We start from the raw sequence: 19,717 nt of genomic DNA, 5'->3' as shown, positions 1-19,717 counted from the left end.
TCGATGAACCGAGAACTCAAACGGGTGAGCCTCGTCGTGCTGACGATGTTCGTGGCCCTCTTCCTCTCCACCACCACCATCCAGGTGATCCAGGCCGACTCCCTCGACGAGGACGGCCGCAACACGCGGACCCTCTACGAGAGCTTCTCGACCGAGCGCGGTGCGATCCTCGCCGGCGGTCAGCCGATCGCCTCCTCGACGCCGTCGGACGACCTCTACAAGTTCCAGCGGCAGTACGCGAACGGCCCGCTCTACTCCGCCGTGACCGGCTACTTCACCCTGAACCAGGGCACCACCGGCATCGAGCGCACGCTCAACGACTACCTCTCGGGCACCTCGAACTCGCAGTTCTTCGACGAGATCAACAACCTCGTCACGGGCCAGGACCCGAAGGGCGCGTCGGTCGAGCTCTCGATCGACCCGGTCGCCCAGCAGGCCGCCTTCGACGCGCTCGGCGACTACACGGGGGCCGTCGTCGTGACCGAGCCGGCCACCGGCCGCATCCTCGCGATGGTCTCGAAGCCCACCTTCGACCCCACCGCGCTGGCCTCCCACGACACCGACGACGTCCTCGCCGCCTACCGGGCGCTGAACGACGACTCCTCCGAGCCCCTCGTGAACCGGGCCATCGGCGGCTCGCTCAACCCGCCCGGCTCCGTCTTCAAGCTCGTCGTGGCCTCGGCCGCCCTCGAGTCCGGCCGCTTCACCGCCGACTCGAGCTTCCCCAACGTCGAGTCGTACACGCTGCCCGGCTCCTCGTCGCAGGTGATCAACTCCGGAGGCGGTCTCTGCGGCTCCGGAGAGACGGTCACGCTGGCCACCGCCGTCTCGCTCTCCTGCAACGTCCCGATGGCCGAGATGGGCGTGCAGCTGGGAGCGGACGCGATCCGCTCGCAGGCCGAGAAGTTCGGCTTCGACACCGAGCTCGAGATCCCGATGTCGGTCGAGGCGAGCATCTACCCGACGAAGACGGACGACGCCCAGACGGCCCTCACCGCCTTCGGGCAGTGGGAGGTGCGCGCGACGCCGCTGCAGATCGCCATGGTCTCCGCGGCGATCGCGAACGGCGGCGAGGTGATGCAGCCGAACCTGGTCGACTCGATCCGCTCGCAGGACCTCAGCGTGCTGCAGCAGTTCCAGGAGAAGTCGCTCGGCCGGGCGGTGAGCACGCAGACCGCGGACGCCGTCGAGGCGATGATGGTCGCCAGCGTCCAGGGCGGCGCGGCGACGAATGCAACAATAGGGGGCGTCACTGTGGCCGGTAAGACCGGCACCGCCGAGAACGGCGGGGACGACCCGTACACCCTCTGGTTCACCGGCTTCGCGCCTGCGGACGACCCGCAGTACGCCATCACCGTGCTCGTGGAGAACGGTGGAGGGCTCGGCCAGACCGGGTACGGCAACCTGATCGCCGCACCCATCGGACAACAGGTACTAGAGGCGGTGCTGAACAAATGAGACCCACGACAGGCCTCACCTTCGGAGGACGCTACGAGCTGCAGTCCCGGATCGCCATCGGCGGCATGGGAGAGGTGTGGCAGGCGACCGATCTGGTCATCGGCCGCACCATCGCGATCAAGATCCTGAAGGACGAGTACCTCGGCGACCCCGGCTTCCTCGAGCGCTTCCGCGCCGAGGCCCGCCACGCGGCGCTGGTCAACCACGAGGGCATCGCCAACGTCTACGACTACGGCGAGGAGGACGGCTCGGCCTACCTGGTCATGGAGCTCGTCCCCGGCGAGGCGCTCTCGACCGTCCTCGAGCGCGAGCGCGTCCTCTCGACCGACAAGGTCCTCGACATCGTCGCGCAGACCGCGCTCGCCCTGCACGCCGCGCACGCCGCGGGCCTCGTGCACCGCGATGTGAAGCCGGGCAACCTGCTCATCACGCCGGACGGCCGCGTCAAGATCACCGACTTCGGCATCGCGCGCATCGCCGACCAGGTCCCGCTGACGGCGACCGGGCAGGTCATGGGCACGGTCCAGTACCTGTCCCCGGAGCAGGCGAGCGGCCAGCCCGCCTCCCCCGCCACCGACATCTACTCGCTGGGCATCGTCGCGTACGAGTGCCTGGCCGGGCGCCGCCCCTTCACGGGCGAGTCGCAGGTCGCCATCGCGATGGCGCAGATCAACGACACCCCGCCGGAGCTGCCGGTCACGGTCGCGGAGCCGGTGCGCAACCTCGTCTACTCCTGCATCGCCAAGAAGCCGGCCGACCGCCCCGCCACCGCCGCGCACCTCGCGCGAGCGGCCCAGGCGCTGCGCTCGGGCGACGTGCGAGGAGCGGCGCTGGCCGTCCCCGCGGTCCTCAGCGACCTCCCCACGACGCAGGCGACCACGGTCCTCCCCTCCAACCAGGGCGCGACGCAGGCGACCACGGTGCTGCCCTCCGGCGCGCCCGCGGCCGCGGCCGCCGCTCCGTTCGTGCCGATCGAGGAGCCGCTCGAGCCGGCCGAGGAGCCGCGTCGCCGCAGCCCCTGGACCTGGCCGCTGATCGCCCTCATCGTGATCCTCGCCGTCGTCATCGCGGGCACGATCTTCGCCCTGACGACCGGCGGGAGCAGCGACCCGGCCGCCTCCCCCACCGCGCCGACCAGCACGGCCCCGTCGCCGACGCCGTCCGAGACTCCGAGTCCCACGCCGACGCCGACCTCGAACACGGTCGTCATCGACAAGGCCGACTACGTCGGGCGCTCCTTCGACGACGTCGAGACCGAGCTCGAGGCCCTGGGCATGGGCGTCCGCCGCGCGGACGGTCCGAGCGCCCCCACCGCCGAGCAGGTCGGACTCGTCGAGGACGTGAACCCCACCGCGAACGTGGTGAAGGGCACGACCATCGAGGTCTCCGTCTTCACCGAGGTCGCGACCCCGGACGCACCGACCGCCGTGCCGACCGTCACCCCCGCCGCCTCCAGCGTCGAGGCGGGCGCGACGTTCAACGTCACCTGGAGCAACTACAACCAGTGCCCGAGCGGAACCTCCGTGAGCGGTTACCGGGTGACCGCGACCGGTGAGGGCGCGAGCGTGACGAGCACCAACCCGTCGAACTCGACGACCGCGACGATCCAGGCCGGCACCACGGCGGGCACGATCGACGTCACGTACACCGTGCTCTGCGGCGAGTCGGAGTCGGCGGCCTCGCCCACCCTCTCCGTCACCGTCGAGGAACCGGCTCCGACCCCGGCGCCGACCCCCACCTCGAAGGCCACCTCGACGCCCACCCCCTCCGAGTAGCGGCGGCGCGCCGGGCCGGGGCACCGCTCCGGCCCGGCGCCTCGCGGCCGTCGCGTCGCGCCCCCGCCCGGAACACCAGGGGCCCATAGGTACACTTGCCGTGGCTCCTCGGGGCCGCACCACACGGAAGTACAGGGCGGGAGCGTGCGCGTGACGGATGAGGGTCGCCTGATCGCGGGACGGTACCAGGTCGGGCCCCGGCTCGGCCGCGGCGGGATGTCCGAGGTGTACCTCGGCACCGACACCCGGCTCGGCCGCACCGTCGCCATCAAGGAGCTGAAGCTCTCCCTCTCCTCCGACTCCGCCTTCCGCCTGCGGTTCCGCCAGGAGGCGCAGTCCGCATCGCGCATGTCGCACCCCACGATCGTCCGGGTCTTCGATGCGGGCGAGGAGGTCTCGCTCGACGACAACGGCGCCGAGTCGCGCCGGCCCTTCATCGTCATGGAGCACATCGAGGGCCGCCTCCTCAAGGACCTGATCGCCGAGGGCCCCCTCGACGTGGACGAGGCCGTCCGCATCACGGAGGGCATCCTCACCGCCCTCGAGTACTCGCACCGCGCAGGCGTCGTCCACCGCGACATCAAGCCCGGCAACATCATGCTGACCCCGTCGGGCCAGGTGAAGGTGATGGACTTCGGGATCGCCCGCGCCGTCTCCGACTCCGCCGCCACGGTCGCTCAGACCACGGCGATCCTCGGCACCGCGGCCTACTTCTCCCCCGAGCAGGCGAAGGGCGAGCAGGTCGACGCCCGCAGCGACCTCTACTCCGCCGGCATCGTGCTCTTCGAGCTCCTCACCGGCCGTGCGCCCTTCCGCGGCGACACCCCGGTGGCCGTCGCCTACCAGCACGTCAGCGAGACGCCGCCGGCGCCGAGCTCCATCAACCCGGCCGTCACCCCAGCACTCGACGCGGTCGTCGCCCGCGCACTGTCGAAGGACCGCTACGAGCGCTTCCAGGGAGCTGCGGAGTTCCGCGACGACCTGCGCGACGCCGCCGCCGGACGCCTCCCCGACCACCGCCCGATCGACGAGCTGACCACCTCGCTCTTCGCGGCCCGCAGCCAGGGCGGAGTCAACGACTCCGAGCTCGCCCTCCGCCAGCTGGCCGAGGACAACTCGATCGTCCGCACCCAGCGCCGCCCGCCGGTCCTCTGGATCTGGTCCTCGATCGTCGTGCTGGCCGTGATCGTCGCCGCACTCGTGATCTGGGTGCTGACGCTCCAGCCCGCGTCGACGCTGCCGTCGCAGTCGCGCGAGGTCCCCACCCTCACCGAGACCACCTACGACAGCGCGCAGTCGACCCTGACCGAGCTCGATCTCGTGCCGAGCCAGGTCGCGGAGTACAGCTCGACCGTCCCCGAGGGCGAGGTGATCCGCACGGATCCGGGCTCGGGCACGATCGTCGCACCCGAGACGGTCATCCGCATCGTCGTGTCCCAGGGCCCGCAGCCCGTCGCCGTGCCGGACACCGTCGGGCAGAGCCTCGCCGAGGCCATCGACGCGCTCACCGCCGTCGGCTTCGTCGAGGGCTCCCAGACCCGCGAGAACTCGCCGACCGTCCCGGGCGACGTCGTGCTCTCCGCCTCCCCCGGAGCGGGACAGCAGGTCGCCCCGGGCACGCCGGTCGACCTCACGGTCTCCTCCGGCCAGGTCACGCTCCCCGACCTCGTCGGGACGTCCCTCAGCAGCGCGCTGGCCACCCTCGCCTCCGAGAAGCTGCAGCTCGTGGGGGTTGAGGTCCCGGACGAGACCTGCGACGCGACCCGGGCGAACCCGCCCATCACGACTCAGTCCCTGGCTCCGGGCGACGTCCCGCAGGGATCGACCGTCCAGCTCGGCTACTGCGCGGGCTGACCCGGCCTGCGGCCCGCTGCGGCTGCGGCGTCGGCCGACGGTGCCCGGTGGAGGCCGGGCCGCTGCTCTGCGCGCCGAGAAGGGCTCGTCCGGACGTCGCTCGTCGGGGTCGATGCTCCGCGAGGCCGACGGCCCCGAGGTGAACGGCTACGCCCGGCGCGCGTCGGCGAGCGGGGGCTGGAGCCGCACGACCTCGCCGGCTGCCGATCCGTCGGCGGGGCGCGCGATCCTGCCGCGGATGTCGCTCGGGGTGAGCCCCTCGCGGCGCTTGAGCGCACGGCGGAGGTGGTCCGCCGAGGAGAATCCGGACGCGGCGGCGATCGCCTCGAGCGGGACCTCCCGCGGGCGGCGGCGCAGGAGCTCCACGGCGCTGGCGACCCGGGAGCGCTCGATCTCGCTCGCGACCGTGGTGCCCGCGTCCTCGAAGAGCCGCTGGAGGGAGCGGGTGGACACGTTGACCGCGTCGGCCACCGCCTCCGGGGTGCAGCGCGGCGTGCGGTGCGTCCGGTCGATGACCGTGCGCGCGCGCCCGAGCGTGGCGGCCCGGACGCTCGTGGTGCCGGGCTGCGAGCTCGCCGCCGCGAGGAACGCGCTGGTGAGGAGCTGCTTGACAACGTGGGCGAAGCCGGTGACCTCGCCCTCGCCGGGCAGCCCCGTCCCGGACTCCGCCGCGAGGGCGAAGGCGGTCGTGAAGGCGTATGCGGCGCGGGTGGACCGGGCGTCGGGGTCGAGCGCGTAGACCGGGGCCGACGTGTCGAAGCCGTAGCGGCGCATCTCGTCGGCGCGCAGCGAGAGGTGGAGGATCGTGGCCGGAGTCGTCGACTCGGTCGTGAACGTCGTCGTCCCCTGCTGGTACGAGATCGAGCCCGGACGCAGCAGCACCGTTCGGTCCGGGGCGACCATGCGCACGAAGCCGTCGATGAGGAAGCTGAAGGTGAGGAAGGAGGTGTCGTCGGCCGGCCACGTCCCGCGGAGGACGCGCAGCGGCGAGACCGTCATCAGCACGACGCTCAGATCGGCGGTGCCGAATCCCGAACCGGTGATGCTCGGAACGGTGCCGGGTTTGACGACGATGCGCGGACCGAGATTCTCGAGTTCTCGGATTCCCGAGAAAGCCCAGGAGATCGATGCGACCATCTGGTCCCCCCGGACTTCTCTTGTGGCGCCGACCCCCTGTCGACGCCCTCTGATTATGCAGGGAAAAGGGGCCGCATCCTCCGCCGGGAGCCCGTCAAAACCCGCCACCTGATCGGGGGGTGCGCAAGGGGGTGGACAAGGTCACGCTCATACCCTGTCGCGGCGTTCTCCTCCGCCCGCCGTTATTTAGCCGTCAGATGGCGGATTTCTACGTGAGAACGCACTCAGGGCGGCATCCCCGTTCGGGGGACGGTGGTCGCTGATCATTCTCAATGCTCTCGACTCGATAACGAGCCCGATAAGCCCGGCGAATTCCGCCTCATCGAGCCGGGATCGAGAGTCCGGGCGTGTCGTCGGCCGATACGGACGCTCCGCCCGGCCTCACCTCGCGCAGCCAGTTCTCGAGAAGGCGCCGCCCGCCCTCGGTGAGGACCGACTCCGGATGGAACTGCACGCCCACGAGCGGAGCACTCCGGTGCCGGACGGCCATGACCACTCCCTCCGGTGTCCGCGCCGTCACCCGCAGCTCCTCGGGAAGGCTTTCGCCGTCGACCGCGAGCGAGTGGTACCGCATCGCGGCGAATCCGGAGGGCAGGCCGTCGAAGAGCGGATCTCCGTCGTGAAGGACCGCGGACGTCCGGCCGTGCAGCAGCTCCGGCGCCTCCGTGACGCGGGCGCCGAGAGCATGGGCGAGCACCTGGTGGCCGAGGCAGACTCCGAGCAGCGGCCGCCCGGTCGCCTCCGCCCGTTGCACGAGCGCCGTCGACGCGGGGACGTCCTCGGGGCGGCCCGGTCCGGGTGAGACCAGGACTCCGTCCGCCTCCTCCGCGCGAGCCAGGAGCGCCGTCGTCCCGAGGTCGTCGCCCTCGACCACGTCGACCTCGGCACCGAGCTCGCGGAGGTACGAGACGAGCGTGAAGACGAAGCTGTCGTGGTGGTCGACGACCAGGATCCGCGGGGCCGCGCCGGCGGTCACGAGCCGACGGTCACGTTCCGGTCGAGCACGAGTGACTGCACCCAGGGGAACACCCACTCGTCGAGCGCGACCAGGACCGCCGCGACGAGGACGAGGACGATCAGGAGCCGGACCCACCACGGCCCGGGCAGGAGCCGCCACAGCGCTGCGTACACGGTCAGCCCTCCTGAGCCAGCGAGGCGGCGATCTCGGCGGGGGCCCCCGCGGACCGCGGCTGGAACGAGTCGAAGACGCCGTACGCGATGATCCGCTCGGCCGTCGAGTAGAGCGGGTTGCAGCTCGTCAGCGTGATCAGGCGGTCGGTCGGAGCCGCGTCCGGAGTCCACGGGACCGGGTCGATCACCTGGACGTCGGAGGGCTGGACGTACTCGAGGTTGCGGAAGCGGTAGGTGTACCAGCCGTCCGCCGTCTCGATGTAGATCGGATCGCCGAGCTGGAGCTCGTCGATCAGGTGCATGCCTCCGCCGTACGCGCTGCGGTGCGCGGCGAGCGCGAAGTTGCCGGCCTGCCCGGGCATCTGCGTCCCGGGGTAGTGGCCGATGCTCCCCTCGTCGAGCACGTTCTCGGCGTCGATGCCCTCGGCGATCGTGCGCACCCACCCCTCGCCGTAGCGCGGGATGTAGAGGTTGCCGAAGGAGGAGTCGAGGGCGGCGACCGACGCGACGACCGGCTCCGCCGGGGCGGCCTCGGTCGGCTGCGGTGCCGGAGAGGAATCGCCCCAGGTCTCGCGGAGCTCCGCCGCCTGCGTCGTCTGCCGGCCCGCGATCACCGCGTCGTTCCACCAGAGCTGCCAGGCCAGGAAGAGCAGGACCAGGACGCCGGCGGTCATCAGGAGCTCGCCGACGACTCCGAAGAACGAGAGTCGTCGGACCGGGCGGGCCCTCCGTCGCTTCGCTCGCGGCCGCAGAGCCGCCCCGTCGGGGTTCTGGGCGGTCATGCGACGAGTCTAGGCGCGAGCCGTGACCGGCTGTGGCGCATGATCCGGACCTGTGGAGAGCCCTCCCGAGTCGCCGCCTGAGGAGGGCCGATGGGACCACTCGAGCGCCTGCACCGGCCGCTCCGCGAGTCCGCACAGCACCCGCGCAGCCCCGGTGCTCCCGGCCCGGAGCCTCCGCCAGGTACAGTGGTCGGCATGGCACGAGCGACGAAGAGCCCGAAGCCCGAGCGCGACGAGGCCCGGACCGGCGAGAACGCACCGAATCCGGTCTGGTTCAAGCCGGTGATGTTCGGCTTCATGCTGCTCGGACTCGCCTGGATCATCGTCTTCTACGTGAGCCAGGGCACCCTGCCGATCCCCGATCTCGGCAACCTCAACATCCTGATCGGCTTCGGCATCGCGTTCATCGGCTTCCTGATGACGACGCGCTGGCGCTGAGCCTCCCCCAGTCGTGAACGACGCCCCGTCCGGTCCGCCGACGGGGCGTTCGTCGTCGGTGGAGCGTCTGCGCACCGCCGGCTGCGTCTTCGCTGAGGAGGAGGCGGGCCTGCTCGAGGAGGCCGCCGACTCCCCCTCCGACCTCGAGCTGCTGCTCCGTCGCCGCGAGACGGGCGAGCCCCTCGAGCAGATCCTCGGCTGGGTCGCCTTCCGCGGCCTGCGCGTCCCCGTCGCACCCGGCGTCTTCGTGCCCCGCGTGCGCACCGAGTGGCTGGTCGACTGCGCCCTGGAGGTCCTCCCGGACGGCGCGGTGTTGCTCGACCTCTGCTGCGGATCCGGCGCGCTCGCCCGGTCGATCGCGGAGGAGCGGCCGGACGTCCGCCTGCTCGCGGCCGACCTCTCCCCCGCCGCCGTCGCCTGCGCGCGCCGCACGCTCGCAGGCCGCGGCGACGTCCACGAGGGCGACCTCTTCGACGCGCTCCCCCGGAGTGAGCGCGGGCGGATCGACGTCGTGGTCGTCAACGCCCCCTACGTCCCCACCGCGGCGATCGCGCTCATGCCGCCGGAGGCCCGGGTGCACGAGCCGATGCTCACGCTCGACGGCGGGTCGGATGGGCTCGCCCTGCACCGCCGTATCGCTCAGGAGGCGGGGGCGTGGCTCGCACCCCACGGCGTCGTCGTGATCGAGGTCGGCGCGGATCAGGCCGCGGCGAGTGCCTCGGCGTTCCAGGCGGCCGGGTTCGCCACCTCGCTGCACCGCGACGACGACCGTGAGGCGACGGCCCTGGTGGCCGTCCGCCGGAGAACTACACCGCTGTAATTATCCCCAGCTGTGGAATCTCCTGTGGAGAACTCCGCGGTCCCCGCCGCGCTGGCCTGCTCGAGGTGAGGAGGGCCCGGATCCGCACCAGTCCGCCGGTCCTCGGACGCGCCGCCGTCCCCGGATCGTCCTCCCGAGGAGGACACCCGGGACGTTCTCCCCAGTGTTAACAACTCTGTGGATAACTTCCTCCCCACCTGTTGAGAGCACCTGTGGACAGCGGTGGAGACGGTCACCGCGGGAACGACGAAGCGGCGGGCCCGGGAGTGCGCGAGGCACTGCCGGACCCGCCGCTGCGGGAGGGGGAGGGATCAGCCGAGGACGTAGGCGCCGGCGGTGATCGCGACCAGTCCGACTCCGATGAGCCCGACGAGGAGGTTCTGCGTGCGCCGCTGGGCGCGCTGCCGGGTCTTCGTGAAGACCAGCCCGATGAGCGCGCCGGCCACCAGACCGCCGACGTGCGCCTGCCACGCCACGTTCATCCCGGGCAGGAAGCCGATGACGAGGTTCAGTCCGACCAGCACCAGCAGCTGCGACGCCTGACCGCCCAGATGCCGGAGGATCACCAGGTACGCGCCCATCAGCCCGAAGATCGCACCGGAGGCGCCGATCACCGGGGTCAGCGGGTTCGCGAGGAGCAGGACGCCCACCGACCCGGCGAAACCGCTCAGGAGGAAGAGGGTGAGGTACCGCCCGCGGCCCAGCATCCGCTCGAGCACCATGCCGAACACCCACAGCGTGTACATGTTCAGCACCAGGTGGAACGGGATGACGATGAAGAGCGACGTGCTGTGGAGGAACACCGAGGTGAGCATCCGCCACGGCTCGAAGCCGGCACCGAAGCCGGGGAGCGTGTAGGCGGGGGCGTACAGGAGCGCGTTGACCGCCGGCCCGCCGACGAAGGGGAGGATCTCGACGATCCACAGCACGATGCAGAGCGCGATGATCGCGTAGGTCACCGTCGGCTGGTCGGCGCGGGTCATGGCCCGCACGCGGGAGAGGAGGGGACCGCGGGTGCGCGGCGCGGTGGCGCGCTGCTGCGCCATGTCGTCCGGGCAGATCACGCCGACTGGAGCGGGCGTCTGGCACTCGCCGCAGATGGTGCGGCCGCACCGCTGGCAGCGCACGAAGCTCTGCCGGTCGGGGTGTCGGTAGCAGGAGTAGGTGCTGCTCGGCGGGACCTGGGTCACGGACGTGCCTCCGGGGAGAACGAGGGCCGGGCCCTGACGGACCCGGCCCTCGAATGAGTGGTGGATGAGGCGATCAGACCTCGGTGATCTCGACGCTCTCGATCACGACGTCCTCGAGCGGCTTGTCACGGCCGTCGGTGGGAACAGCCGAGAGCGACTGCACGAGCTTCTTCGACTCCTCGTCGGCGACGGCGCCGAAGATGGTGTGCTTGCCCTGGAGCCAGGTGGTCGGCGCCACGGTGATGAAGAACTGCGAGCCGTTGGTGCCGCGGCCCGCCTGCTTGCCGGCGTTCGCCATCGCGAGGATGTAGGGCTGGGTGAAGTCGAGCTCCGAGTTGATCTCGTCGTCGAACTGGTACCCCGGGCCGCCGATGCCCTGACCGAGCGGGTCGCCGCCCTGGAGCATGAAGTCGGGGATGATGCGGTGGAAGACGGTGCCGTTGTAGAGCGGCTCCTTCGTCTTCGCACCCGTGGCGGGGTGGGTCCACTCGATGTCGCCGGTCGCGAGACCGACGAAGTTGCGGACCGTCTTGGGAGCGTGGTTCCCGTAGAGGTTGACGACGATGTCGCCCTTGTTGGTGTGGAACGTCGCGACTGCGGTGTGCAAAGGCATGCTCGGATTCTCGCACAGCGCGTCTGTAGGCCCCTGCAACGCCCGGTGTCAATGCGCTGGGTGCGCGATGCGGACGCCGATCGATGAGTGGCAGTATTGAGGCGTTCGCTGCTCGTAGCCGATGGAGGACCAACATGGGTCTGTCACGTAAGCACAAGAAGGACCTCAAGCGTCTTCGCAAGAACGCCGAGGCGGTCTGGGGCGAGCAGCAGGAGGTACTGGCGCACGCGGCCTCCGTGCTCGAGAAGAGCCGCCGCCACGCGTCGAAGTACGCCAAGAAGGAGCTCGTCCCCTTCGTCAAGGACACGTACGACTCGCGCGTCAAGCCGGTCTACGACAACGGCGTCTCGGCCGTCGAGGGCACGTACTCCTCGGCCCGCCACGCCTACAAGCACAAGGTCGTCCCGACCTTCGCCGCTGTGGGCGGCACGGCTGCCGCCGCCTTCGAGGCCGCCAAGGACTCGAAGAACCGCGCGAAGCTCGCCGAGATCTCGAAGGCGCGCTGGGAGGAGCTCACCACTCCCCCGAAGAAGAAGAGCAAGGTCGGCACGGTCTTCGCGATTGGCGCCGCGCTGGTCGCCGTCGGCGGCATCGGCTACGCCGTCTGGCAGACGTTCCGCGCCGACGACGAGCTGTGGGTCGCCGAGGACGAGCCGCAGAGCGCCGCGCAGAACGCGGCCTCGACCGCTTCCTGACGTTCTCGTCACCGGAGCCGGGCCCCTCAGGGGGTCCGGCTCCTTCGCATGCCCGGGTTAGGCTTCTGCGGTGGACATCCGGGTCGCCGCGTACGGCGTGATCATCGACGGCGAGCGGATGCTGCTCGCGCACTGGAGCCAGGGGCCGTGGTCGGCCTGGACGCTTCCGGGCGGCGGGATCGACGAGGGCGAGTCGCCCGCCGACGCCGCGGTCCGCGAGATCTTCGAGGAGACGGGCTACCGTGCCGAGCTCGAGGCCCTCATCGGCGTGGACTCGCACGTGATCCCCGCGCACCGGCGCAGCGATCCCGAGGCCGGCCCCCTGCACGCCATCCGCGTCGTCTACCGCGCCCGCATCGTGGGCGGCGAGCTCACGCACGAGGTGGACGGCTCCACGGACGCCGCCGCCTGGTTCCCCCTGAGCGACGTCGAGGAGCTGGAGCGCGTCGAGCTCGTCGACGCGGCCCTGACCATGAACGAGGCCTGGCTCCTCCGCTGACGGTGCCCGGGAATCCCCGGCCGCGCCCCGGCGTTCCCTTCGTCGTGATCGTCGAGCTCTACACTTCCGCCTTCTGCGGCGCCTGCCATGCCGCGCGCTCGGTGCTGGAGCGGGCCGCGGAGCTCGTCCCCGCCGCCGAGATCCGCGAGCGCGACGTGGCCTTCCACCCCGTCGAGGCCGAGGCCGCCGGTGTCCGCTCGACCCCCACCGTCGTCGTGCGCGATACGGCCGGAGAGGTGGTCTTCCGGGCGGAGGGCGCTCCCTCCCTTCCGCAGGCTCTCGCCGCTCTGGCCCTCGCCCTGCCCACGTAGGGTGGCCGCGGGAGGACCCATGCACCGTCGCGCTGCGCTCGCGAGCACCGTCGTTCTGCTCGGCGCCCTCGCGCTCTCGGGATGCGCCTCCGAGGAGCCGGTGACCACGGCCGCGGTCGGGCTCGGACGGGGCGGCGAGCGCGGCGAGGTCCTCGGCGTCGTCGTCGTGTGCTCGGGATCCGTCGACGGCCTCGACCTCGCCGCCTCCGACTCCGCCCCCCTGACCATCGGCGACGGGCTGCGGAGGGTCACCCGCTGGGTCTCCCCGTCACCGGTCACGCAGCTGGGCGCGACCGACCTCTCCGGATCCACGGTCTGGCCGGCCGACACGGAGATCGAGCGGTTCCCGCTCGGCGTCGACCTCGCGCTGGGCGCCTACGCGACCGACCGCTCCGTGCTCGCCCGCCCGGTCGTCTTCACGGCCGAGCAGTTCGACACGCTCTCCGTCGGCGAGATCATCGTCGGCGACATCCGCGACGGCACGTCCGAGACCCTCTCGGTCCAGCAGTTCCTCGGCCTCGCCTGCGTGGACCGCTGAGCGGGCGGCTCGGCCGTCCGAGCGGCGGCCTCGATCGCATGGCCGCGCGGCGGGCGACAGGAGAGGCCGCCGAATACCTCGACACGGTGACCCCGCGACGGCGGAGGACCCGGAGTGCCGTGGGCCGGGAGACCAGAAGGGCCTGTGAGGGGAGCACCCGCGAGCGGAAAGGAAGTGTGGAGCCTAGGAGATTCGAACTCCTGACATCCTGCTTGCAAAGCAGGCGCTCTACCAACTGAGCTAAGGCCCCGGGCCGGAGACGGGGCGATCCGTCTCCGAGAGTCGAACGGCCCGCCACCGCGAGGTGACGGGCCGTTCGGACCGGGTGGGGGTACCAGGACTTGAACCTGGGACCTCTTCATTATCAGTGAAGCGCTCTAACCGCCTGAGCTATACCCCCGGAATGGCCAGAGGAGACTCTACCCGACATCGAGCAGGAATCCCAATCGGCCGGACCGTGCGCCCTACTGGTTGGTGAAGCCCACCAGGAGGCCGCCGGTGATCTTGACGCTGAGGTTGTACAGCAGCGCCACGATCGCGCCGAGCGCGGTGGTGACGATGGTGTTCAGCACCGCGACGACGATCGCGAAGCCCATGACCTGCGGCAGCGAGATGATCGTGTTGAGGTCGAACGCCTCGGCGCCGGCGATGTCCTGCACGAGGCCGTTGACCTCGTCGAACACTCCCGTCTGGGCCAGGACCGTGTAGACCAGGTAGACGACGACGATCGTGATGATCGCGAGCGTCAGACCCAGCAGGAACGAGAGCTTCACGGCCGACCAGAAGTCGACGTAGACCAGCTTCAGGCGGACCTGCTTCGCCGCCGGGCTCTTCGCGGACTTCCTGGCGAGCTTCTCGGCGACGGTGCTACTCATCTACGGACCCATCCTCCTCCGACACCGGAGCGGACTCGGCCGGCGCCGCGGCGTCGGGATCCTCGTCCTGGGCGTCGAGATTGCGTTCGGTGTTCTTGGCGAGTGCGATGATGCGGTCGTCCTCAGCGAATCGTGCGAAGACGACTCCCATGGTGTCGCGACCCTTGGCCGGTACCTCGGCCACCGCAGAGCGTACCACCTTGCCGCTGGCGAGCACGACGAGCACCTCGTCGTCCTCTCCGGTGATGATGGCGCCCACGAGGTCGCCGCGCTTCTCCTCCAGCTTGGCCACCTTGATGCCCAGCCCGCCGCGTCCCTGGAGGCGGTACTGGTCGACCGCGGTGCGCTTGGCGTAGCCGCCCTCGGTGACCACGAACACGAAGCCCTCGTCGCTGACGACGTTCGCGTCGAGGAGGCGGTCCTCCCCGCGGAACGACATGCCGCGGACTCCGGAGGTGGAGCGGCCCATCGGACGCAGCGCCTCGTCGGACGCGGTGAAGCGGATCGACATGCCCTTGCGGGAGACCAGCAGCACGTCGCTGTCCTCCTCGACCAGGAGCGCCGAGACGAGCTCGTCGCCGTCGCGCAGCTTGATCGCGATGATGCCGCCGGAGCGGTTCGTGTCGTACTCCGAGAGGGCCGTCTTCTTCACGAGGCCGTCGCGCGTGGCGAGCACGAGGTAGCGGGCCGCCTCGTAGTCGCGGATGTCGAGGATCTGCGCGATCTGCTCCCCCGGCTCGAGCGCGAGCAGGTTCGCGATGTGCTGGCCCTTGGCGTCGCGGCCGGCCTCCTGCAGCTCGTAGGTCTTGGCGCGGTACACGCGGCCGGTGTTCGTGAAGAACAGGAGCCAGTGGTGCGTAGTGGTGACGAAGAAGTGCTCGACGATGTCGTCGGCCTTCAGCTGCGCGCCGCGCACACCGCGGCCGCCGCGGTGCTGCGCCCGGTAGGAGTCGCTCCGGGTGCGCTTGAGGTAGCCGCCGCGGGTGACGGTGACGACCATCTCCTCCTCGGGGATCAGGTCCTCGACGCTCATGTCGCCGTCGAACCCGAAGAGGATCTCGGTGCGGCGGTCGTCGCCGAAGCGGTCGACGATCTCGTCGAGCTCGTCCGAGATGATCGTGCGCTGGCGCTCCGGGCTCGCGAGGATCGACTTGTAGTCCTCGATCTCGGCCTGGATCCGGTCGTGCTCGTCGATGATCTTCTGGCGCTCGAGGGCCGCGAGGCGGCGCAGCTGCATGTCGAGGATGGCGCGGGACTGCACCTCGTCGATGTCGAGCAGCTCCATCAGGCCGTCGCGCGCCTCCTCCACGGTGGGGGAGCGGCGGATGAGGGCGATGACCTCGTCGAGCGCGTCGAGCGCCTTGAGGTAGCCGCGCAGGATGTGGATCCGCGCCTCCGCCTCGTCGAGGAGGTACTGGGTGCGGCGCACGATGACCTCGACCTGGTGGTCGACCCAGGCGCGGATGAAGCCGTCGAGCGAGAGGGTGCGCGGGATGCCGTCGACGATCGCGAGCATGTTCGCGCCGAAGTTCTCCTGAAGCGGCGTGTGCTTGTAGAGGTTGTTCAGCACCACCTTCGCCACGGCGTCGCGCTTGAGGACGACGACGAGGCGCTGGCCGGTGCGACCGGAGGTCTCGTCGCGGATGTCCGCGATGCCCGAGACGCGCCCGTCCTTGACCAGCTCGGCGATCTTGATCGCCAGGTTGTCCGGGTTCACCTGGTACGGCAGCTCGGTGACGACGAGGCAGGTGCGGCCCTGGATCTCCTCGATGGAGACGACGGCGCGCATCGTGATCGAGCCGCGGCCGGTGCGGTACGCGTCCTGGATGCCGCGGACGCCGAGGATCTGCGCACCGGTGGGGAAGTCGGGTCCCTTGATCCGCTGCAGCAGCGCCTCGAGGAGCTCCTCGCGCGTCGCGTCCGGGTTCTCGAGCGCCCACTTCGCGCCGGCGGCGACCTCGCGCAGGTTGTGCGGCGGGATGTTGGTCGCCATGCCGACCGCGATGCCGACGGAGCCGTTGACGAGGAGGTTCGGGAACCGGGCCGGCAGGATCGCCGGCTCGCGCGTGCGGCCGTCGTAGTTGTCCTGGAAGTCGACGGTGTTCTTGTCGATGTCGCGGACCATCTCGAGCGCGAGCGGCGCCATCTTGGTCTCGGTGTACCGGGGGGCGGCGGCGCCGTCGTTGCCGGGGGAGCCGAAGTTTCCCTGACCGAGCGCGAGCGGGTAGCGGAGGCTCCACGGCTGCACCAGGCGGACCAGCGCGTCGTAGATCGCGGAGTCGCCGTGCGGGTGGAACTGGCCCATCACGTCGCCGACGACGCGCGAGCACTTCGAGAACGCCTTGTCGGGGCGGTAGCCGCCGTCGTACATGGCGTAGATCACGCGGCGGTGCACGGGCTTCAGGCCGTCGCGCACCTCCGGCAGGGCTCGCCCGACGATGACGCTCATCGCGTAGTCGAGGTAGGAGCGCTGCATCTCGAGCTGCAGGTCGACCGGCTCGATCTTGTCGTGACCGTGGATCACCACACCGGTCTCGGTGACGATGTCATCGCTCTCGTCCGGGCCGGTGGGGGTGGTGGGTTCTTCTGCCATGGTCTCTGGTCTCTCAGGTGGGTCCGTGCCCCGGAGGAGCGGGGGCGGCGGTCGCGCTGGGTGTCAGGTGTGTCGTCGGTGTGCGGGCCGGTGAGGGCCTCTGTCGCGTTCTGGTCGAGGATGCGGCCCATCGAGGGCCGCCGTGACGTGTTCGAGGTGGTCGCGAGGGAGGTCCACTGGACCGCCCGGCCGCCTTCTTTCGAAGGACGTCCGCTTCCTCGACCACTAGATGTCGAGGAAGCGCACGTCCTTCGCATTCTTCTGGATGAAGGAGCGGCGGGACTCGACGTCCTCGCCCATGAGGGTGGAGAAGATCTCGTCGGCCGCGGCCGCGTCGTCGAGCGTGACCTGGAGGAGGGTCCGCGTGGCGGGGTCCATCGTGGTCTCCCACAGCTCCTTGTAGTCCATCTCGCCGAGGCCCTTGTAGCGCTGGATGCCGTTCTCCTTGGGCATGCGCTTGTTGGTCGCCGAGCCGTGCGCGATCAGGGCGTCGCGCTCGCGGTCGCTGTAGACGTACTCGTGCGGGGAGTTCGACCACTTGAGGCGGTACAGCGGCGGCTGCGCGAGGTACACGTAGCCGAGGTCGATCAGCGGGCGCATGTAGCGGAAGAGGAGCGTCAGCAGCAGCGTCGTGATGTGCTGGCCGTCGACGTCGGCGTCGGCCATCAGGATGATCTTGTGGTACCGCGCCTTGTCCGGGTTGAAGTCCTCGCCGATGCCGGCGCCGAACGCCGTGATCATCGCCTGGACCTCGTTGTTGCCGAGAGCGCGGTCGAGCCGCGCCTTCTCGACGTTGAGGATCTTGCCGCGGAGGGGGAGGATCGCCTGCGTCTCGGGATTGCGGCCCTGCACCGCGGATCCTCCCGCCGAGTCGCCCTCGACGATGAAGATCTCGGAGATCGACGGGTCCTTGGACTGGCAGTCCTTGAGCTTGCCCGGCATGCCGCCGCCCTCGAGCAGGCCCTTGCGGCGGGCGGTCTCGCGCGCCTTGCGCGCCGCCATGCGGGCCGAGGCCGCCTGGATCGCCTTGCGGATGATGTCCTTGGCCTGGCTCGGGTTGCGGTCGAACCAGTCGGCCAGCTGCTCGCCGGCCACGCGCTGCACGAACGCCTTCGCCTCGGTGTTGCCGAGCTTCGTCTTGGTCTGGCCCTCGAACTGCGGCTCGCCGAGCTTGATCGACACGACGGCGGTGAGGCCCTCGCGGATGTCGTCGCCCGAGAGGTTCTCGTCCTTCTCCTTGAGCAGGTTGTTCGCGCGCGCGTAGCGGTTGACCAGAGTGGTCAGCGCGGCGCGGAAGCCCTCCTCGTGGGTGCCGCCCTCGTGGGTGTTGATGGTGTTCGCGTAGGTGTGGACGCTCTCGGTGTAGGCCGTGGTCCACTGCATGGCGACCTCGAGCGAGATGCGGCGCTCGGTGTCCTCGGACTCGAAATCGATGATCTCGGAGTGCACGAGGTCCGACTTCTTCAGCGAGTTGATGTACTCGACGTAGTCGACGAGGCCCTTCTCGTAGTGGAAGACGTCGGTCCGGTCGCCCTCGGTCTCGTTCTCGCCCTCCCCCTCGAACTCGACCTCGTTCTGGTCGGTCAGCGCGATGCGCAGGCCCTTGTTGAGGAACGCCATCTGCTGGAAGCGCGCGCGCAGGGTCTCGTAGTCGAACTCGACCGTCTCGAAGATGCCGGCGTTGGGCCAGAAGGTGATCGTCGTGCCGGTCTCGTCGCTGGCCTCGCCCTTCTCGAGCGGGGCGTCCGGCACTCCGTCGGTGAAGCTCATCCGGTACACGGCGCCCTGGCGCTTGACCTCGACGTCGAGGCGCGTCGAGAGCGCGTTGACCACGGAGGAGCCGACGCCGTGCAGGCCGCCGGAGACCGCGTAGCCGCCTCCGCCGAACTTGCCGCCGGCGTGGAGCACGGTGAGGACCAGCTCGACCGTGGAGATGCCCTCGGTCGGGTGCATGTCGACCGGGATGCCGCGGCCGTTGTCGGAGACGGTGACGCCTCCGTCGGCGCGCATCAGGATCTCGATGTTGTCGCAGTAGCCCGCGAGCGCCTCGTCGACGGCGTTGTCGACGATCTCGTAGACCAGGTGGTGCAGACCGCGCGGACCCGTGGATCCGATGTACATGCCGGGGCGCTTGCGGACCGCCTCGAGGCCCTCGAGGACCTGGATCTGGTTCGCGCCGTAGTCGCCGGACGACTTGGTCGACATGCTCTCGTGCGGAGCGGAGGGGGCTGCTGAGCCGTTCGCGTCCAGGTCGTTCGCTGCGGGTGACGTGGAGTCGTTCGGCTCGTGAGTCATAGCTGTGGAGTTCTCCTCTGACGGTCCGTCGCGACGCGCACGGTGATCTGGAGATCGCCCGCGCGGCGGCGTCACTGCGGTTCGGCGGCCCTCCATTCTACCGCGTGCCGGGTCGATCCGAAGCGCTGGACGGCGATCTGAGGCGCGAAAGATCGGCGGTCGACCGAAAATGCGTCCTCAGCCGTAGGTGTCGCGCGGACCACGCCCTGGAATCGACCTGGGACCCTTTTTCCAGTTCGGGACGTCCGGGCCCTGGAAACGGATCGACGCGATGCCCGCGTCGGGGAAGTTCACCGCGATGTGGTTCATGATCTCGATCCGCATCAGCCGGAGCTGCGTCGACCACGCCGTGGACTCGCACGCGACCGTCAGCACGCCGTCGACGACGCCCACCGGAGTCGAGTGCTTCGCGGTCTCCTCGCCGGCGATCGCCGTCCACGACGACATCAGGTCGCCCTGCGCCAGCGGCGCCGTCCAGCCGAGCTTCACGGTGAGGGAGTCGAGGACGTCGCCGAGGTCGTGCGGGTCGCGGCCCTTGCCGAACGGGATCGCGTCGCCCTTGGGCTCGGCGCGCTCGACGGTCTTCCGGATGCGGCGCGGGCCGTCGGCGCCGAACACCTCCTTGAGGTGGCGGTAGACGCGGGCGGCCTCGGAGTCGGGTGCGGGGGTTCCGCGGCGGGGGGAGTCAGCCATCGGCCGGCTCCGACGGGGCG

The 19,717-nt window shown here is 70.4% G+C and carries 19 protein-coding genes and 2 tRNA genes; 9 read left to right on the top strand and 12 right to left on the bottom strand.

Annotation, left to right across the window (positions count from 1 at the left end; genetic code table 11):
* Positions 1-3: 3 nt before the first annotated feature.
* The 3 genes from C5B98_RS11845 (at position 4) to pknB (ending at position 5,087) form a co-directional block, all read left to right on the top strand.
* A complete protein-coding gene (locus C5B98_RS11845) occupies positions 4-1,458 on the top strand; it encodes a penicillin-binding protein 2 (RefSeq protein ID WP_104222661.1) in 1,455 nt (484 codons plus the stop codon).
* The gene (locus C5B98_RS11840; protein ID WP_104222662.1) at positions 1,455-3,233 is read left to right on the top strand and encodes a serine/threonine-protein kinase; all 1,779 of its coding nucleotides are present in this window, start codon (positions 1,455-1,457) and stop codon (positions 3,231-3,233) included. The genes C5B98_RS11845 and C5B98_RS11840 overlap by 4 nt, the downstream gene beginning before the upstream one ends.
* A 150-nt stretch (positions 3,234-3,383) precedes the next feature.
* Positions 3,384-5,087 (top strand): Stk1 family PASTA domain-containing Ser/Thr kinase, encoded by a 1,704-nt coding sequence (gene pknB / locus C5B98_RS11835; protein WP_104222663.1) that lies wholly within the window; start codon positions 3,384-3,386, stop codon positions 5,085-5,087.
* A 147-nt stretch (positions 5,088-5,234) separates the two neighbouring features.
* Here pknB and C5B98_RS11830 read toward each other — a convergent pair whose 3' ends face one another.
* The 4 genes from C5B98_RS11830 to C5B98_RS11820 all read right to left on the bottom strand — a co-directional run bounded on the left by C5B98_RS11830 (position 5,235) and on the right by C5B98_RS11820 (position 8,137).
* On the bottom strand, positions 5,235-6,224 hold the full coding sequence (locus C5B98_RS11830; protein ID WP_104222664.1) for a helix-turn-helix domain-containing protein: 990 nt from the start codon (positions 6,222-6,224) through the stop codon (positions 5,235-5,237).
* A gap of 319 nt (positions 6,225-6,543) precedes the next feature.
* On the bottom strand, positions 6,544-7,200 hold the full coding sequence (locus C5B98_RS11825; RefSeq protein WP_104222665.1) for an aminodeoxychorismate/anthranilate synthase component II: 657 nt from the start codon (positions 7,198-7,200) through the stop codon (positions 6,544-6,546).
* On the bottom strand, positions 7,197-7,355 hold the full coding sequence (locus C5B98_RS17020) for a hypothetical protein (protein ID WP_167299010.1): 159 nt from the start codon (positions 7,353-7,355) through the stop codon (positions 7,197-7,199). The genes C5B98_RS11825 and C5B98_RS17020 overlap by 4 nt, the downstream gene beginning before the upstream one ends.
* A gap of 2 nt (positions 7,356-7,357) precedes the next feature.
* Positions 7,358-8,137: a class E sortase gene (locus tag C5B98_RS11820; protein ID WP_104273228.1), complete on the bottom strand. Its 780-nt coding sequence runs from the start codon at positions 8,135-8,137 to the stop codon at positions 7,358-7,360.
* 195 nt (positions 8,138-8,332) lie between these two features.
* Between C5B98_RS11820 and C5B98_RS11815 the strand changes: the two genes are divergently transcribed.
* Complete coding sequence (locus C5B98_RS11815; RefSeq protein ID WP_104222667.1) at positions 8,333-8,575, top strand: cell division protein CrgA; 243 nt, start codon at positions 8,333-8,335, stop codon at positions 8,573-8,575.
* 13 nt (positions 8,576-8,588) lie between these two features.
* Positions 8,589-9,395: a putative protein N(5)-glutamine methyltransferase gene (locus tag C5B98_RS11810; RefSeq protein WP_181065527.1), complete on the top strand. Its 807-nt coding sequence runs from the start codon at positions 8,589-8,591 to the stop codon at positions 9,393-9,395.
* Between the two features lie 311 nt (positions 9,396-9,706).
* Here C5B98_RS11810 and C5B98_RS11805 read toward each other — a convergent pair whose 3' ends face one another.
* Together C5B98_RS11805 and C5B98_RS11800 are read right to left on the bottom strand one after the other, a co-directional pair.
* A complete protein-coding gene (locus C5B98_RS11805) occupies positions 9,707-10,585 on the bottom strand; it encodes a rhomboid family intramembrane serine protease (RefSeq protein WP_104222668.1) in 879 nt (292 codons plus the stop codon).
* Positions 10,586-10,658: 73 nt separating this feature from the next.
* Entirely contained in the window at positions 10,659-11,198 is a 540-nt protein-coding gene (locus C5B98_RS11800) for a peptidylprolyl isomerase (protein WP_104222669.1), read from the bottom strand.
* A gap of 134 nt (positions 11,199-11,332) precedes the next feature.
* Here C5B98_RS11800 and C5B98_RS11795 point away from each other — a divergent pair, with 134 nt between their 5' ends.
* From C5B98_RS11795 to C5B98_RS11780, 4 genes are all read left to right on the top strand, one after another.
* A complete protein-coding gene (locus C5B98_RS11795; RefSeq protein ID WP_104247539.1) occupies positions 11,333-11,893 on the top strand; it encodes a hypothetical protein in 561 nt (186 codons plus the stop codon).
* 70 nt (positions 11,894-11,963) lie between these two features.
* Positions 11,964-12,392 (top strand): NUDIX hydrolase, encoded by a 429-nt coding sequence (locus C5B98_RS11790; protein ID WP_104222671.1) that lies wholly within the window; start codon positions 11,964-11,966, stop codon positions 12,390-12,392.
* Between the two features lie 2 nt (positions 12,393-12,394).
* Entirely contained in the window at positions 12,395-12,703 is a 309-nt protein-coding gene (locus C5B98_RS11785) for a thioredoxin family protein (RefSeq protein WP_258063508.1), read from the top strand.
* Positions 12,704-12,722: 19 nt separating this feature from the next.
* Positions 12,723-13,241, top strand: a complete 519-nt coding sequence (locus C5B98_RS11780) for a hypothetical protein (RefSeq protein ID WP_104327863.1) — start codon at positions 12,723-12,725, stop codon at positions 13,239-13,241.
* 177 nt (positions 13,242-13,418) lie between these two features.
* Here C5B98_RS11780 and C5B98_RS11775 read toward each other — a convergent pair.
* From C5B98_RS11775 to C5B98_RS11750, 6 genes are all read right to left on the bottom strand, one after another.
* Positions 13,419-13,491, bottom strand: a tRNA-Ala gene (locus C5B98_RS11775).
* 76 nt (positions 13,492-13,567) lie between these two features.
* A tRNA-Ile gene (locus C5B98_RS11770) sits at positions 13,568-13,641 on the bottom strand.
* Positions 13,642-13,705: 64 nt separating this feature from the next.
* Positions 13,706-14,116 (bottom strand): DUF3566 domain-containing protein, encoded by a 411-nt coding sequence (locus C5B98_RS11765; RefSeq protein ID WP_104222673.1) that lies wholly within the window; start codon positions 14,114-14,116, stop codon positions 13,706-13,708.
* Entirely contained in the window at positions 14,109-16,709 is a 2,601-nt protein-coding gene (gene gyrA / locus C5B98_RS11760; protein WP_104222674.1) for a DNA gyrase subunit A, read from the bottom strand. The genes C5B98_RS11765 and gyrA overlap by 8 nt, the downstream gene beginning before the upstream one ends.
* 225 nt (positions 16,710-16,934) lie before the next feature.
* Positions 16,935-18,914, bottom strand: a complete 1,980-nt coding sequence (gene gyrB, locus C5B98_RS11755; RefSeq protein WP_208543372.1) for a DNA topoisomerase (ATP-hydrolyzing) subunit B — start codon at positions 18,912-18,914, stop codon at positions 16,935-16,937.
* Positions 18,915-19,181: 267 nt separating this feature from the next.
* A complete protein-coding gene (locus C5B98_RS11750) occupies positions 19,182-19,697 on the bottom strand; it encodes a DUF721 domain-containing protein (RefSeq protein WP_104268818.1) in 516 nt (171 codons plus the stop codon).
* Between the last annotated feature and the right edge of the window lie 20 nt (positions 19,698-19,717).

The sequence above is a fragment of the Rathayibacter sp. AY1A5 genome, assembly GCF_002930875.1.
GTDB lineage: Bacteria > Actinomycetota > Actinomycetes > Actinomycetales > Microbacteriaceae > Rathayibacter.
The sequence above is the reverse complement of the archived record's forward strand: the minus strand, read 5'-3'. Positions and strand labels throughout refer to the sequence as shown.